Consider the following 14563-nt stretch of genomic DNA (forward strand, 5'->3'; position numbering starts at 1 on the left):
TGTTTGACGCCATGATCTCCAATCCCACACCACAACGCGCCCTGCGTGGCCACAACCCCGACCGCGGGGTGGCACGGGTACGCAAGACGGCCGAGCACCTGGCCTGGCTTGCCGGACACCTCACGGCGCGAGACCGGTGGCTCGCGCGAATGCTCTTCGAGCACAAGGTGTTCACCACCCACCAGTTCGTCGACCTTGCCTTTCCCACCCGGCGCGCGGCCAACCTCCGGCTGCTCAACCTGCGCAAGTGGGGAGTGCTGCACCGATTCCAACCGCACCGCGACAGCGGCTCGCACCCCATGCACTACGTCCTGGACACCGTCGGCGCCACACTGCTCGCCCACGAGGACGGGATCAAACCGGCGGAGCTGAACTACAACCGAGACGAGGAAGCCGGCCGCGCCTACTCCCTCCAACTCGCCCACACCGTGGGCTGCAACAGCCTGTTCACCACGCTGATCCGCCGCGGCCGCCAGCCCGGTGCCGCCGGAAGGCTTACCGCGTGGTGGTCGGCGGCCCGCTGCGGCCGGCACTGGGGTGACATCATCACCCCCGACGGCTACGGCCGGTGGCATCAGGCTGGTCGTGAGATCGAGTGGTTCATCGAGTTCGACTTCGGCACCGAGCCCCTGTCTCGCCTGGCCGCCAAGCTCGCCCGTTACGAACGGCTGGCCACCATCACCGGCATCATCACCCCGGTCCTGATCTGGCTGCCCACCCCCGAACGAGAAGCGGCTGTTCGCCGTGCGCTGGCCGAGGCCCTGCGTACGTTTGACTACCCGAACCGGGCACTGGTCGCGACCACCAGTGCACTGGCGGGCGCTGATCCCCTGGACATGACCGAGCCGCGGTGGCGGCGCGTCGGGGACACCGCGGCCAGCGGGCGGGTCCAGCTGGCTGATCTGCCCGCGTTGTGGCCGGGCCTTGCCGCCGCAATGCCCCACGCCGCAGGAACCAACCGAGGCGGTCAGCCTGTCGGGGAGCGGCTTGAGCTGGCCCCGCCGCCTCCGACGCCCCCACAACCCGCCTGCCGCCGAAGGTAGGTGCCTCATGGGTAAGCTCGCCGCCCTCGGCGTGGCGTTCGTCCTCGTGCCCGTCCTGCTTCTCGGAGCTGGCGCGATCACGGTCCTGCACGCGGTCTTCGGCACCGGAACCGGCGGCGGCCTCAACTGCTCCGCACCCGGTGTCACCGCAAGCGGGGCAGCTGGCTATGGATCCGAGCAGATGGCCAATGCCGCCACGATCGTCGCGGTTGGCAAGCAGATGCAGATCCCCCAACACGGCTGGGTCGTGGCCATCGCCACCGCGATGACCGAATCCGGGCTCCGCAACCTCAACTACGGCGACCGGGACAGCCTCGGCCTATTCCAGCAACGCCCCTCCCAGGGATGGGGCAGCCCCGCCCAGATCATGGACCCCATCTACAGCGCCACGAAGTTCTACCAACACCTGATCGCCGTCGACGGCTGGCAGCGGATGAGCGTCACCACCGCCGCACAAACCGTGCAGCGTTCCGGATTCCCCGACCGCTACGCGAACTTCGAGCAGGCGGCGCGCGAGGTAGTCGGAGCGGTTCACGGCATCCCCTGCACCACCACCGGAACCGGTGAGTGCGCTACGATCCAGGCGTCCAGTGCCGCAGCTGTCGCCGCCCTCAATTTTGCCTGTAGCCAAAGGGGATTGCCCTACCTCTGGGGCGGTGACGGAGCCACTGAAGGTGGGTTCGACTGCTCAGGGCTGACGAAGGCGGCCTACGCCGCGGCTGGGATTCAGCTACCGCGCACCGCGCAGACGCAGTATCAAGCAGGGCCGAGGGTGCCGACGGGGCAGGCGATATTGCCCGGTGATCTGGTGTTCTTCGGTTCCGGGCCGAGCGCGGTCACGCACGTGGGGATCGCACTCTCCGCCGACTCCATGGTCAACGCGCCGCACCGGGGCGCGGTGGTGCGCATCGAACGGATCTGGCGCTCGACCTTCCTCGGCGTGACGCGTCCCGCCGCACTGGGAGCCGCGTGATGCGAGCTCCGCATCGACGGCAGGCTGGGTTCACATCGAGGTGAGCGCAGCGATCAGGCGTTGGTCGCGTTCAATACCGCTTGCCAGGCGCCGTAGTTCGTCTCGTTGCGCCCGTGCGTGAGTCTCCCAGTCCGGGGTCAGCGCGTCGCCGGCATGGAAGACGATGTCGCGTCCGAGTCCCCAGATCATGCTGTTCACCGTGGCGCAGGCTACGGCGGTCTCGTCGATGTCGCAGCCAACCCAGGACACGGTGTGCGGGTCGCGGCCCTGTTCGCGCATGACCGCCGCGGCGGCGCGGAACATACCGCCGGTGCCCATCATCGGATCCAGCACCGTGCAGTGTTCCTCCACAGTGGACATTCCTGCGAGCAGCGCCGCTATATCGGAGGGGGTGTAGAACTGCCCGCGGGCTTGCAGCGCGGACTTCGGTCGTAGCAGCACCAGCACCTGGCCGAGCAGGTCAGTGTCGAACCGCCGATCGGTGCCGGTCAGGTCCGGTTGACCTGCGTCTAGTGCAGCGCGGGCAACGGCATGGGCGTGGGGATGCACGGATGCCTGGCTGTCGTCGAAGATCCACGATATCACCGGGTACACCAGGTGCGTGACCTCCGGACGTGAACGGATGATCGAACGCCACGTATGCCTGAAGTAGGCTACGAGTTCAGGCACGGTCCATTCGCTCACCAACTCGACAACGTCGTTTCCCCGCGAGTCGACCTGCGGAGGTGCGGCCAGTGTGGCTACGACGGAAATAGGGACGTCGAGTCGCCCACTGTCGTCCGCGCCGTGCCAGGCGGATACGACTACCTCGGCTATCTTGCGTGCATGAAGTTCCGCATTAGCCGGTGGCATCGGCCGTGTGCGTGGACGTGTCGCGGCGTGGCGCGAACTCGTCTTCTTGGATGGCGTGGGCATGGCGTTGCGCTCCGAGAGTTCTGTACGTCTGGCTCCAGACGGGTAGCTGGCCTTCTCCGGGCTCGCGCTGTCGATGGCGGTCCTGCTGGGTGCTGGTGGTGCGCTAAACTGGCCGTCCGCGCGCGGTTTCGTTGGTGCGCGGTGCTGGATGCCTGGCGGGTGGGTGTGCCGCACCTCTTCGGAGGTGCTCCCGCTCGCCGGGTCCTGACAACGGGTCAGTGCCTGGACACTCGCGTCAGGTCCGTAGCCGCGGTGACCAGGCAGTCAATGACGAGCAGAGATTCGTCTGGCAGCAGGTCACTGTGCTGTTGATGGAGTTTTCCTAGTCGCATGACACAATCGAGTCGTTCCGCGTCGGAGACGAGCGGGATTTTCTTCACTCCAAAATAGTGGAGCGCGACGGCGGCGGTGTGGAACCACAGGAACGATAGGGTCGTTTCATCAACGAGTCGGTATCCATCGGGTATCTTCTGATCGTTGCCGTGGTTGTCAGACATAGTGCCCTCTCTTGCGTGGTGCGTGGCTGAGCCGACCGAAGTTGGTCGCCGCGACGGTGCGCGCACGCGGTCGACGAAGGCGCGGGCCGCGCGGGTCGACTGCGACGTGTCGAGATGCCTCGCCCCAGCCCGCACGCCGTCTGTCTTTTATGGCCGGAGGTCGGGTCAGGCCCCGACAGGTACCCGGTTGCCGGCTTCTCGCGTGTGGATGTGGTTCTCTCCCTGTGGGATACGCACCCCCATGACCAGGTGCAGGAACGCGGCAGGGTCGGTCAGTCCGTCAGCGGCATTGGTGAACACCACGGGGCGAGAAGCAGTGGATTGGGTGTGCACGGTGATCGTGTCGCCGGTGAAGGTGTTCAGCGCATCGAGCAGGTAGGCGGGGTTGAACCGCAACCGGTGACCGTCACTGATCCCCTCGATGGTGGCCGGTTGCGTCGGCGCGGTCACGGCAACGGTGTTCTCAGCGAGTACCGGTGTTACCGAAACCGACCCGCCGGACATGATCACATCGACCTGCCCGTTCTTGTGCCGTTTGGCATCGAGCACGGCGGCGGCCCGACGCGTCGCGGTCAGCAACGCGTCACGCCCGGTCCGTACGATGCCGGCCGCACCGTCGGGGAGAAGTTGCTTGTACGGCGGAGCCTGGGCATCCACGGTGTGTACCGACACCGTGACGGGACCACAGGTCAACGACACCATCGACGGGGCGGTGACGTCGTCGAGTCCGATGCGTACGCGGTCGCCGGTGAACCGCTTGACCACCCGCGTCACCACATGTCCCAACACCAAGGCACGCGCGTTCTGCGCGCCGCGGACGGCGGTGACGGCCGGAAGCGGCGCGACGGCCAGCCGGTACCGGTCGGTTGCCGCCATCGTGACCGCGCCAGGGGTGATCTCCAGACCGAGCGCGGTCAGCACGGGTAGCGTGTCATCCTTGCCCGCCGTGATCATCACTCGCGCCATGTCCCGGGCGAAGGCATCCCGGTCGACTTCGGCCAGTGTCGGCACGGCCTCTGGGATAGGCGGATAGTCCTCAAGGGGGTAGGCCGTGACGGGCATCGTGTACCCGGCAAGATCCACTATGGGGGTGCCGTCATCGAGGGTGCGCACGGTGGCCGGCAGTGCGTCGGCTTCCCGTTTGCCGGTGCCCTTGACCAGCGCGCCCAACAGCTTGCTGATCTCGCCATGATCAACCAGCAGGATGCCCGCAACCTGCACGGTACCCGGTATGCGCACGGTCACGGTGGTCTCGTAGTCGGTGGCGCTGATCGTGAGGTGACCCTCGCTGGCCTCCAGGCGCGCCCCGCCCAGAGTGGGTAGGACGGGCCGCGTGGGCACGCCCAGACCTACCGTGGTCAAGGCATCGGCGAGGGTGGCGCGGTCTGTGGTGAAGCTCAGCCGGGCAGCCAACGCGGGACGCGGAAGGCTTGCGGCGGTGGGGGTTTCGGCGGTGGCGGTCATCGTGGGTACCTCCGTGGATCAGTCATGGCCAGTGGGCGGTGGCGGGTCTGCCACGCGGGTTAGGCCGCGGGTGGAACGGAGTGCGTGCGCTGCGTCGGGGTGTAGGGGCCGACGACGTAGGTTCCGTCATGCAACGGCGTGAGTTCCATATGCGGCAACGGTTGCCCCGCGTAGGGGGTGTGCATGATCAGGTGTCCGGCAAGGCCACAGTCGACGTCATCGGGCATCCGGCGAATGGTGAGGGTGAACGCGCCGCGGGGGTCACCGACCGAAATGGACACCGTGACCGAGTCCTGCGACTCGTCGGTGTGCACCGCGGCACTGTTGCACCAGGACACTGGGATGTGTTCCGGATCGTGCGGCCCTTCGCCGGACTCGGGGCCGGTGTCGGTGTGCGGCTCGAAGTCGGGACACCCGGTCTCGCCCAAGTCGGTTTCGTAGCCGGACACGGTTTTGTGCAGCTCTTCACCGCATGCGCGGCACCGATGGGTGGCGGCCGTGTCGGTGGCGAACTCCAGTGTCACGGCGCCAGGGGTGTCTTCGCAGGGTTCGGCGGGGGTGCCGTCGACCAAGAGCGCAGCAAACATCACAAACCTCACAAGGTCGCGAGACGAACAGGATTCGATGACCAGAGGCCCGTGGGCGCGTCGGTATGAGCCGGCCGCGGACGCGGGGACCGTTCAGGAGATGGCGAAGCCGACTCGACCGGCTCGGCATGCCGGGCACGCGATTGTGCCTGTGGTGTCGTCGATACCGGCAGCGTCGTCGAAGTACCACGCGTCGGTAGGGCAGTCCTCAGCCCGGAAGTGCCAGGAGCCGCACTCAGCCCGCCACTGGGCGCCGCAGGCGTCGCAGTCCGCGTCGCAGGTGCTGGCCCCAAATCCCTCAAGGTCGAACAAGTGCGACACCAGGTCGGTGCGGTTCGCCTCGACACCGGCGACGCCGGTCAACCTCGGCACGTGGTCGCCGGTTTCGCCGATCAGGTACAAGCCGGCGGGCACGATGTGGGAACGGTGGCTGATCTCCCACCGACGGGCGTAGGCGTAGCCGTACTGGCTTGTAGGACGGTTGGCATCCCGGCGCAACCAGTAGTCGACCTCGACCAGCGCGAACGGCCGGTGCACTGCCACGCTCGTTACGGTGCGCCCGTCGGAGAGATAACTTTCCGATGAGGACTCGCGTAGTTCGGTGCGTGCGGTGAGGTAACTTGCGGCCGCAAGCTTGCCGAGCACCCCGGAGACGTGGCAGTCGGCTACGTCGGGCCGGTCCGGCCGTTGCGGGGCATCGGGTCGGAAGTCGTCCAGGCCGACGCTCACATACGGGGTGACCGCGTAGGCGGTGTCAGCGGAGGTCGCGAACGCCAACGCCTCGTGCAGCCGTCGGCCCCACGGGGTGTCAGCGTTATCGATCATGACGGCGACTGTGTCGGATACATCCACCGTGAGCGAAAAGCGCGACACGGACGTTTCAAGAATAGTCATGGCAGACTACCTTTTCGTTGATCTATGCCGGATTGTCGAATCGGATTTCGAGGTGTGCCGCCCCGTTGCCCGACAACTCTGATTCTACTCTCTTATGGTCCTGAATCAAGAGGTCTTGTCGAATTTATGGCCCATTTCTGTATTGATCGACAGATGTGCCGGCTGGTGAAATCGATCTTCGGTAGGTCTCGTTTTCGGCGATGAATCAAGATCAAGATAGGGAATAGTTCGCAATGGGAGGATCAAGGGTGAAATAGAAAGAAATTCAATGAGCATGGATCTTCGTGTAGTGATTGGTTTGCGAAAAGTGGAGAGCGATAGTGGTGAGTGGCCCAGACCTCCTGGTGCGCCCCGCCCGTCTGTTCATATGCCTGCCGGCACCCAAGTCGGGGGGTGCATGGGTAGGATGTGGAAGCTCTTGGCCTGCGCGAATAGGCTCGATCGCTCCTGCTGCTCTAGTGGGTAGGCGGATCGGTAGTCGGATAGGAAGGGGCATTGGTAGACAGGCTGAGTTGTAGGTTTTCGCGGCTGGTGTTGATATTGGGCTGTTCGTGTGGTATTGGCGACATGGCAACTCTATCTGGCGCTTGAATCCGCTCGAAGATGGGACTGCGAATTCCTGCTGGGCGCTGCCGGACTGACCGTGCAGGAGAATTCTCATGGCGATTGGGTCGAACGTGATTCAGCGCCCGTCAGTTTCCGTTGTTCGGATGGCGCCGAGGGTTGTCAGGTCATGGTACACGGTTGATGACAATGTCTTTGCGACGGCATTACCGTGGTGGGTTTTCGTTGACACAAAGGGGCTCTTCGAACTTGGCCGGGGTTTTCTGCTCGTGATGTTGCCGGGCAGACGGTGTGAGGGCCAGGCTCTACCCGGACTCGGTTTCCGCGGTCTGGCGGTACCGCAGCTCGTACAGGTGGGCACCCTTGATGAGTACCGAGGCTTCGACAGGGCGTTCGTTGTCGCTGTAGATGACCCGCAGCTGTCGGATCACCGGCGTCCCGTCAGGAAGGTCCAGCGTCTCGGCTTCCTCCACGGTCGGAGGGCGAGCCGAGATCCGGTCGACGAACATCCGCTGCGGAAATCCGAGGTTGGTCAGCACCTGGGGTGCGCCTCCGCGGATCTTCGCGGCCTTCGCCAGGCTGCTGCCGGTGGCTATCTCGGCGGGGTAGTACGACGCGGACAACTCCACGGGCCGCTCATCGTGGAAGAGGATCCTGGTGCGGATGATCGCGGTCGCGCCCGGAGCCAGCCGCAGTCCGTCGATGATGTCCGCGGGCGGTATGACGGTGTCGACAGTGAGCAGCTGATAGCGGAACCGGCCCGGCTCGGGCGTGATGTAGGCGGCGGCGTCGATGACGAACGGCTGCCGGTCCCGGACGTAGACACCCTTGCCTACGCGACTGATCAGGAGACCTTCCGTCTTCAAGGTGCCGAGCGCATGCTGGATGGTGGCGTTGGCCGCCTCGTACTGGGCGACGAGTCGCGCGGTGGAGGGCAGTTGGGTTCCCGGCTTGAGTTCGCCGCGCATGATGAGGTCGCGCAGTTCCGCGGCAATCTGTTGGTGCCGGGGCCGGGTGTCACGGGCGCGGGGCAAGTCCGGCTCCTGGAGACAGCGACGGCGTGGTCATGGGGTCAGCTCGTAGCGCAGCCGCCGGCCGTCGGCCATCGTCATCACGCTGGCCTCGACGGGAAGGCCGAGCCCGGTCGAAAGTACGCGCGAGAGCAGTAGCACGCAGGAGGGGTCGTTCAGTCGCAGCGCGGTCCGTTCGGCCGGAGTGGCCAGGCGTGCGCTGACGTCCTCGCGGACGTGGCGGGGCTGGTGGCCGAGGTCGGCCAAGAGGGCGACCGCGCCACCGGGAATCTTGCGGGCCTCGGCCAGTCTGGTGCCCAGGGCGATGGTCGCGGGGTAGTACGACTCGACGAGTTCGACCGGGTGGTCGTTGAACAGCATGACCCTTCGCCGCACGATCACCGGCTCGCCCAGGTTCAGGCGGAGCGCGTCGGCGACCTCCGCGGAGGCGACTACCTCGTCAACGCCGAGCAGCTTCTGGGCGCCTGTGCCGCCATGCTCTGCTGCCTCGGCACCCCAGGCGTCGCCGCGGTGGCCGCTCACGTACGGCATCGACACGCTCGTCCACGGGCCGCCGCTGGTCATGGCTCGCGCTCCTCTGCGTCTCGCATTGGACAGGTGCTCTCGCCGTTGACCTTAGTCGTAAGGCAGCAAAGTCACCCGGATACGCCCATCTTCACCTTGTCGCCTTTCGGGTATCGCAGTAAGGTTGTTCGGTGGCGGAGGTGCTCAGACCGTCACGGTGCGGGTCCGGTACGCCAGTGGCCGGTTTCGTCGCCGGTACGCATCGTCTGATCGCCGTTCGGGGCGGATCGAGGAAGGAGGGCTGCATGACGACCGTTGACCAGAAGTCAGTCGCGGACGGGCGGTTGAGCATCACGCGTTCGTTCGGCTTCAGCGCCAGCCACGAGTTGCGGAAGTTGCCGTCGACACACAAGTGCAGGCGTAATCACGGACACAGCTACTCCGTCACCGCCTCGGCGCTGGTGCACGGTGACGGCTGCGGCGACCTGTCGTCCCTTGGGGACTACCTGGACGAGACCTTCGATCACCGCTTGCTCAACGACCAGGTCGATTTCCATCCGACCAGCGAACTGCTTGCCGGTCACCTCGCCGAGTGGTTCGCGGACAACATCGAATCGGTCATGCCGATCACGCTGGTCGCGATGACGGTCTCGGAGACCGCGACCACCTCGGCACGCTGTGACGGCATCACCGGCGAGATCACGATCTCGAAGAGGTTTTTGACCAGCCACGGCGACGTCACGCTGGTCCTTGGCGCGGATGGACTCGACGAGTTCGGGTTTGTCACCGATTTCGGTGATCTGAGCCAGTTCGTGACGCACCTGGGTGTGCCCGCTGCCGAGGCGGAACTGCGCGATGCCGGCCCCGCTCTGGTTGTTTACCTGGCTGGTTGGTTCATCGACAACGTCGAGCCGGGCATCCGCGGTCGGCTGGTGTCCGTCCGCGTCGAGTCGGGGAGCAGCACCGGGCTGTGGGAACGGGATGTGGCAGCGTGAACGTCCCGGCTGTTCCCCCGGAACTCGTAGCGGGGTCAGCGATTCTCGCGGAGAAGTTCGAGTCGTTCCAGGGCGAAGGGCCGTGGACGGGGCAGCGCTGCGCGTTCGTCCGGTTCTCCCGCTGCAACCTCACCTGCGGCTTCTGCGACACCCCGGAGAGCTGGGACTGGAGCAAGTACAACCCGGCCGAGGTCAGTGAGCGGGTCCCCGTCACCGAGCTGGTGTCCTGGGTGCGCGAGCGCGCGGTGGACCTGGTGGTGCTCACCGGCGGGGAGCCGATGCTGCAGCAACCTGCCATGGCCGCCATCGCCCGCGGCGTGGCGACCGCGCGGGTGCAGGTCGAGACCAACGGGACGATGACGCCCACCCCGGAGCTGGCGCCCCTGGTCGATCTGTGGGTGGTGAGCCCGAAACTCGCGAACTCCGGCATGCCCTATTCCGTTCGGATCAGACCGATGGCGCTCACGGCGCTGGCCAGGACGGGCCGTGCGGCCTTCAAGTTCGTGGTTACCGACCCCGAGCGCGACCTCGACGAGATTGGCCAGCTCGTCGAGGAGTACCAGCTGGACCCGGTGTGGGTGATGCCGGAAGGCACCACCCGCGAGAAAGTCCTGGCCGGCCTGGACGTGCTCCACGGCCCGGCAACCAAGCGCGGGTGGAACGTCTCCACTCGCCTGCACATCCTGACCGGTGCCCGGTGATTCCGTTACCAGCATGGAGCACGAGAGCGCACAGCTCTTCCGCGTCGGCACCAGATACCGCCGCACCCGCACACGCCGCGAACGACTGTTGAGGGCCTGATCGAGACCACCAGAATGCTCGCGGACGTCGTCGCGGCTGGTGGCCGCTTACGTGATCAATCACCTGTTTCTCTGGCCAGGAAGCGAGGCGAAGTCCATGACCAACACCCTCTACAGTCCGTCACCCGCCGAAAGCCCTGCCCTGCTGCCGAAACCTGGCACCGCCGCGCCGGGACCAGTCGACATCGAGCACGTCACCGATCTTGTCGGCCAACTTCTGGCCGCACTCGGCGAGGATCCCGGACGGGAGGGGCTGGTGGACACACCGACCCGGGTCGCCGCATGGTGGAGCGCCTTTCTCGCTCCCGACTCGTCGGCCGCGCCGACGTGCTTCGTCGAGAGCAGTCTGAGCGGCCAATTGGTCGTGGTCGGTGGCATGAGTGTCTGGTCGCTGTGCGAGCACCACCTGCTGCCCATGAACTTCGACGTCGCCGTCGGCTACCTGCCCGACGGTGAGGTGGTGGGGCTGTCGAAGTTCGGCCGGATCGCGCAGCGGCACGCGGGGCGCCTTCAGGTGCAGGAGCGCTTCACCCAGCAGGTCGCGGACGAGATCGCCGCGGTGATCGGCAGCGAGGACATCACGGTCGCCGTCCGCGGCACGCACCTGTGCATGAGCCTGCGCGGGGTGCGGATGGAAGCCGCCCGCACCACCACACTGCAGGCCAACGGCCGATTCGGAAGCAACCCAGTGCTCTCCCAACAGTTCCTCTCCCTCGCGACCGATCGGTGGAGGAACGCTTGAAGGCCAAGGGCATCGATGTCTCCGTGATCGCACCGTCTGACTATCTGGACGACTTCGTCGCCCAGGCGCCTGCCCGCGTCCACCACGTGGCCGCCCAGCGGGTCCTGACCGACTCCGCTTACCGCACGTTCTTCCGCCGCGAAGCCCAGCGGGGAGCGGACATCATCGTCGACAACGGCGTCTTCGACCTCGGTTACGCCCTGCCAGCCACACAGCTGGTCGCGGCGGCGCGCGCGGTCGAGGCTCGCGAGATCATCCTGCCTGACGTCATGCGTGACGGTCCCGCCACCATCAAGGCATGCGACGAGGCCGCCTGGGAGATCCGCGATCTCAGCGACGAGTTCCGCCTGTGTGTCGTACTGCACGCGGCGGACGATCAGGAGTGGCTGCGCTGCTATGACCACTTCGTCTCCAGCGACTACGTCGGAGCGATCGCGCTGCCCGCCTCCCGGCGCCCCGCGCCCGAAGACCAACTGTGCCGCACCCGCTGGACGGCCACCCGGTACTTGGCAGACCACGGCATGGTCGAAAAGCGGATCGTCTACCGGCTGCTCGGCCTCGGCCGCACCGGGCACCTGGAACTCCTCGAACAGCGCGAGCACGAATGGATCGCCTCCGTCGACGGCGCCGCCCCGGTCATCCTCGGTGCGATGGGGATCGCAATGCTGTCCGACGGCCCCTACGAGAAGCCCCCGACACCACGGATCGAGAACCTGGGCCCCATCCCCGAAGAACGATTCGACTTGATCCGACGGAACATCGCGGTCGTCCGCGAGGCGGCGGGCAGCAGCGTGCGTATTCCGGAGGCCGCCTGATGGACCTCCTGACGGCTGCCCAGGGCACGGCGCTGCGTACGGCGCCCATCGCGGTGCACGGGCACACGATGGCCCCGGACCGTCTGCTGCGCTACCTGCGGATCAAGGTGCACCACCTCATCCAGGACCACGACTGGAACAGCGTTCGCGTCATCGGCGACTACGACCGCCAGGCCGTGATCTCGGCGCACGAGAAGAACGGCAAGGTGTTCAACTTCGAGCGCCCCACCGCCCAGATCCACGGCCGAGACCTGGTCGTCAAGGCGTTCCCCGGTGTCGACTACGTCCACCACTACGCGCTGATCATCGCCACGTACCTGGCTATGACTGGAAGGGCGGCCGACACCGTCAGCCACCAACTGCCCGACCCCGCGGTATCCCATGCGGCAGTGGGACAACTGGACCTCAACCTCAACCTCGACGGCGACCTCGTCATCGTTGGATGGGGGTTGGCGCACCTCGCCCCGAAGGGCGGCACGTGGACCTACGGACCGAGTTACGCCTGGCAGCGCACCCATGTCCACGGCCGCCGGGTGGTCTACCTCGGTTTCCTGCACAGCATCTGGGGCGACGTCGCTGGGCGGGTCCTCACGCGTCTGGCCGAACTCGGCGCCCGCGACGTCGTCTACGTCGGCAAAGTCGGTGCGCTGAACCCCGAGATCGAGCCCAACACGCGGCTCGCGACCGGAAACACGAGCCTTGTCGGTGGCACGCTCGTCACGTGGCCCGACTTCTTCGGTGACTTCGCTACCGCCCAACCGGGCGTGACCACCGGTGTCCACGTCACCTCGCCCTCGATCCTGCTGGAGAACCGGGACTGGTTGAGCGAGCACGTCGGTCACGCCTTCGTCGATCCGGAGATCGGCCCCATGGGGGCAGCCGCGTTCCGCGCGGGAATCGGGTTCGGCTACCTGCATGTCATTTCCAACAATCTCGCCCGCCAGTACCCCGCGGATTTGTCCAACGAGCGTCACCGCGACGTCATTCTGCGGCGGACTGTCCTGGTGAGCCGGATCCGCGAGATCATCGCCGACCGCCTGGCCGCCCGGCCGATCTGAAACCCCTGGAGGAACACCACATGACGAACGCGGTACGGCCCGACAGCCCCGCGCGCGGACGGGAGATCACGGTCGTCGGCATCGACGGCGCGGGCAAGTCCACCCTCGCCACCCGCCTGCACCAAGCCCTCAACGACGCCGGCCACGAGGCGATCCTCATTGGCAAGCATCGCACCGACGTCCCCATGGACCCGGGGCTGTCCGACTACATCGACCGCCTCAACGCGCTCGTCTACCGCCGCGACCCCCGTATCGCCCAGGCGTGCGGCGACCACTACTGGCTGCTGGCGCTGGCCGCCTGGTACACCCTCCAGGACACACTCGTGATCGAGCCCGCGCTCGCCGCCGGAACCCATGTGATCCTCGACAACGCCCACCACAAGATCCTCGCCCGCTACGCCGTCAACCCGGACGTCTCCACCGGCCTTGCCGAGCAGGTCTTCTCCCACCTCACCGAACCCGACCTGGTGTTCTTCCTGCGTATCAACGCTCGCGACGCGCTCGCCCGCAAGGGCGAGTTCACCTCTCTGGAAACCGGGCACTCCGGCGGTGGCGACGAGGACTTCATCCGCTACCAGAACATCGTTCTCGCGAAGCTGCACGAGCAGGAGCAGCACAGCGGTTGGCTGTCGTTGGACGTCACCGACATGGATCGCGACGCGGTCTTCAAGACCGCAGCCGATGCCCTTGCCGACCGCCTCCAACTCGCCATCTGACCATCCCGAACCCACCATGAGGACCGCACCATGCCAGCGACCCGGCCGACCGACGGCGAGTACGTGTGCCACGGCATCACCTGGGCAACCGGGGCCCCTCGGCTGCTGCTCGCCCCGCTGCCCGGCGGACCACTGGTCTACGCCGAGGTCATGAACTGGCAACTCGGGTTCGCGACCGGCCCGGAACGGTGGTGCACCGGCCGGTACCAGTTCGCCGACACCGTGCGCGTCGAAGCGATCGCCTGCCCAGACCGCGCCCCGGCTGGGCAAAGCGACCAGTGCCCCCGGTGCTTCCGCCAGGACGAGTTCCGATTCGCCCACCAGTACCACCAGGACGGCCATGCCTCCGAAGCTCTGCGCCGGTACATGGACCAACCGCACTGGCTGTACCTGGCCACCTTCGCCGACGGTGCCACCAAGGTCGGCACCGCGGCCGAACCGCGCAAGCGATCCCGGCTCGACGAGCAGGGTGCGTTGTTCGCCACCTACTTCTGCAAGAGCCCTGACGGCCGCGCCGTGCGTCACCTCGAAGACGCCGTCACCCGCGAGCTGCGGATGTCCCAGACCGTCCGGGCCGCGGCCAAGCTCAAGGCACTGGCCACCCTGACCGACCTGTCCGCCGCCGGCGCGACCCACGACCATCACGTCGCTCGCGTCGCTGATGCGCTCGCCGCCATGAACACCTCGACAATGCTGGAAAAGTGGGCCCCACCTGCCGAAGGCGACCGCATGCGCGTCGCAGACGGCGTACGGGTGCTGTATCCGCACGACCTGCGCGAAGGCGAGCACGGCTTCACCGTCGTCTCGTGCGTCGGCACTCAGGTGCTGGTTGTTCTGGGTGGTGGCGACGATGTGGACTACGTGCTCGACCTCGGTGCCCTCAAAGGGCGCCGCATCGTGTTCGGTCCTTTCACCTCGCCCGCCACCGCAGTACAGGGCTCTCTCTTCTGATCTGACTACCCCGC

16 protein-coding genes are annotated in these 14563 nt (G+C 66.5%); 9 read left to right on the forward strand and 7 right to left on the reverse strand.

The window, feature by feature from the left end; translation table 11 throughout:
- Positions 1-11 precede the first annotated feature (11 nt).
- Both ACTOWY_RS25405 and ACTOWY_RS25410 read left to right on the forward strand, forming a co-directional pair.
- Positions 12-1043, forward strand: coding sequence for a replication-relaxation family protein (locus ACTOWY_RS25405; protein ID WP_441312177.1), 1032 nt, complete (start codon positions 12-14; stop codon positions 1041-1043).
- Between the two features lie 7 nt (positions 1044-1050).
- Positions 1051-2016, forward strand: a complete 966-nt coding sequence (locus ACTOWY_RS25410) for a C40 family peptidase (RefSeq protein WP_441312178.1) — start codon at positions 1051-1053, stop codon at positions 2014-2016.
- 30 nt (positions 2017-2046) lie between these two features.
- Here ACTOWY_RS25410 and ACTOWY_RS25415 read toward each other — a convergent pair whose 3' ends face one another.
- The 7 genes from ACTOWY_RS25415 to ACTOWY_RS25445 all read right to left on the reverse strand — a co-directional run bounded on the left by ACTOWY_RS25415 (position 2047) and on the right by ACTOWY_RS25445 (position 8532).
- On the reverse strand, positions 2047-2700 hold the full coding sequence (locus ACTOWY_RS25415) for an N-6 DNA methylase (RefSeq protein WP_441312179.1): 654 nt from the start codon (positions 2698-2700) through the stop codon (positions 2047-2049).
- A 446-nt stretch (positions 2701-3146) separates the two neighbouring features.
- The gene (locus ACTOWY_RS25420) at positions 3147-3428 is read right to left on the reverse strand and encodes a hypothetical protein (protein ID WP_441312180.1); all 282 of its coding nucleotides are present in this window, start codon (positions 3426-3428) and stop codon (positions 3147-3149) included.
- 165 nt (positions 3429-3593) lie between these two features.
- Positions 3594-4892 carry a DNA polymerase III subunit beta gene (locus tag ACTOWY_RS25425; RefSeq protein WP_441312181.1) on the reverse strand — a complete coding sequence of 433 codons (1299 nt, stop codon included), beginning with the start codon at positions 4890-4892 and terminating at the stop codon, positions 3594-3596.
- A gap of 59 nt (positions 4893-4951) precedes the next feature.
- Positions 4952-5479, reverse strand: coding sequence for a hypothetical protein (locus tag ACTOWY_RS25430; protein ID WP_247757885.1), 528 nt, complete (start codon positions 5477-5479; stop codon positions 4952-4954).
- Positions 5480-5572: 93 nt separating this feature from the next.
- Positions 5573-6373, reverse strand: a complete 801-nt coding sequence (locus ACTOWY_RS25435; protein WP_441312182.1) for a hypothetical protein — start codon at positions 6371-6373, stop codon at positions 5573-5575.
- Positions 6374-7242: 869 nt separating this feature from the next.
- Positions 7243-7971, reverse strand: a complete 729-nt coding sequence (locus ACTOWY_RS25440) for a GntR family transcriptional regulator (RefSeq protein WP_441312183.1) — start codon at positions 7969-7971, stop codon at positions 7243-7245.
- A 30-nt stretch (positions 7972-8001) separates the two neighbouring features.
- On the reverse strand, positions 8002-8532 hold the full coding sequence (locus ACTOWY_RS25445; protein WP_441312184.1) for a GntR family transcriptional regulator: 531 nt from the start codon (positions 8530-8532) through the stop codon (positions 8002-8004).
- Between the two features lie 245 nt (positions 8533-8777).
- Between ACTOWY_RS25445 and ACTOWY_RS25450 the strand changes: the two genes are divergently transcribed.
- From ACTOWY_RS25450 to ACTOWY_RS25480, 7 genes are all read left to right on the forward strand, one after another.
- Positions 8778-9467 (forward strand): 6-pyruvoyl trahydropterin synthase family protein, encoded by a 690-nt coding sequence (locus tag ACTOWY_RS25450; protein WP_441312185.1) that lies wholly within the window; start codon positions 8778-8780, stop codon positions 9465-9467.
- Positions 9464-10168, forward strand: coding sequence for a 7-carboxy-7-deazaguanine synthase QueE (locus tag ACTOWY_RS25455; protein ID WP_441312186.1), 705 nt, complete (start codon positions 9464-9466; stop codon positions 10166-10168). Before ACTOWY_RS25450 ends, ACTOWY_RS25455 begins: the two co-directional genes overlap by 4 nt.
- Positions 10169-10307: 139 nt before the next feature.
- A complete protein-coding gene (folE, locus tag ACTOWY_RS25460; protein WP_441312187.1) occupies positions 10308-11009 on the forward strand; it encodes a GTP cyclohydrolase I in 702 nt (233 codons plus the stop codon).
- A complete protein-coding gene (locus ACTOWY_RS25465; RefSeq protein WP_441312188.1) occupies positions 11006-11824 on the forward strand; it encodes a hypothetical protein in 819 nt (272 codons plus the stop codon). Before folE ends, ACTOWY_RS25465 begins: the two co-directional genes overlap by 4 nt.
- Positions 11824-12882, forward strand: coding sequence for a hypothetical protein (locus tag ACTOWY_RS25470; RefSeq protein ID WP_441312189.1), 1059 nt, complete (start codon positions 11824-11826; stop codon positions 12880-12882). Before ACTOWY_RS25465 ends, ACTOWY_RS25470 begins: the two co-directional genes overlap by 1 nt.
- A 20-nt stretch (positions 12883-12902) precedes the next feature.
- The gene (locus tag ACTOWY_RS25475; protein ID WP_441312190.1) at positions 12903-13598 is read left to right on the forward strand and encodes a dTMP kinase; all 696 of its coding nucleotides are present in this window, start codon (positions 12903-12905) and stop codon (positions 13596-13598) included.
- 30 nt (positions 13599-13628) lie between these two features.
- On the forward strand, positions 13629-14549 hold the full coding sequence (locus ACTOWY_RS25480) for a DUF2797 domain-containing protein (RefSeq protein WP_441312191.1): 921 nt from the start codon (positions 13629-13631) through the stop codon (positions 14547-14549).
- Positions 14550-14563: the final 14 nt, after the last annotated feature.

Origin of the sequence: Crossiella sp. CA198 (assembly GCF_052078295.1) — a bacterium.
Lineage (GTDB): Bacteria > Actinomycetota > Actinomycetes > Mycobacteriales > Pseudonocardiaceae > Crossiella.

Excerpts from the sequence above, each read along its gene's own strand:
- ACTOWY_RS25405 (WP_441312177.1), top strand. The coding sequence starts at position 12 with ATGATCTCCAATCCCACACCACAACGCGCCCTGCGTGGCCACAACCCC.
- ACTOWY_RS25410 (WP_441312178.1), top strand. The coding sequence starts at position 1,051 with ATGGGTAAGCTCGCCGCCCTCGGCGTGGCGTTCGTCCTCGTGCCCGTC.
- ACTOWY_RS25420 (WP_441312180.1), bottom strand. The coding sequence starts at position 3,428 with ATGTCTGACAACCACGGCAACGATCAGAAGATACCCGATGGATACCGA.
- ACTOWY_RS25425 (WP_441312181.1), bottom strand. The coding sequence starts at position 4,892 with ATGACCGCCACCGCCGAAACCCCCACCGCCGCAAGCCTTCCGCGTCCC.
- ACTOWY_RS25430 (WP_247757885.1), bottom strand. The coding sequence starts at position 5,479 with ATGTTTGCTGCGCTCTTGGTCGACGGCACCCCCGCCGAACCCTGCGAA.
- ACTOWY_RS25435 (WP_441312182.1), bottom strand. The coding sequence starts at position 6,373 with ATGACTATTCTTGAAACGTCCGTGTCGCGCTTTTCGCTCACGGTGGAT.
- ACTOWY_RS25445 (WP_441312184.1), bottom strand. The coding sequence starts at position 8,532 with ATGACCAGCGGCGGCCCGTGGACGAGCGTGTCGATGCCGTACGTGAGC.
- ACTOWY_RS25450 (WP_441312185.1), top strand. The coding sequence starts at position 8,778 with ATGACGACCGTTGACCAGAAGTCAGTCGCGGACGGGCGGTTGAGCATC.
- ACTOWY_RS25470 (WP_441312189.1), top strand. The coding sequence starts at position 11,824 with ATGGACCTCCTGACGGCTGCCCAGGGCACGGCGCTGCGTACGGCGCCC.
- ACTOWY_RS25475 (WP_441312190.1), top strand. The coding sequence starts at position 12,903 with ATGACGAACGCGGTACGGCCCGACAGCCCCGCGCGCGGACGGGAGATC.
- ACTOWY_RS25480 (WP_441312191.1), top strand. The coding sequence starts at position 13,629 with ATGCCAGCGACCCGGCCGACCGACGGCGAGTACGTGTGCCACGGCATC.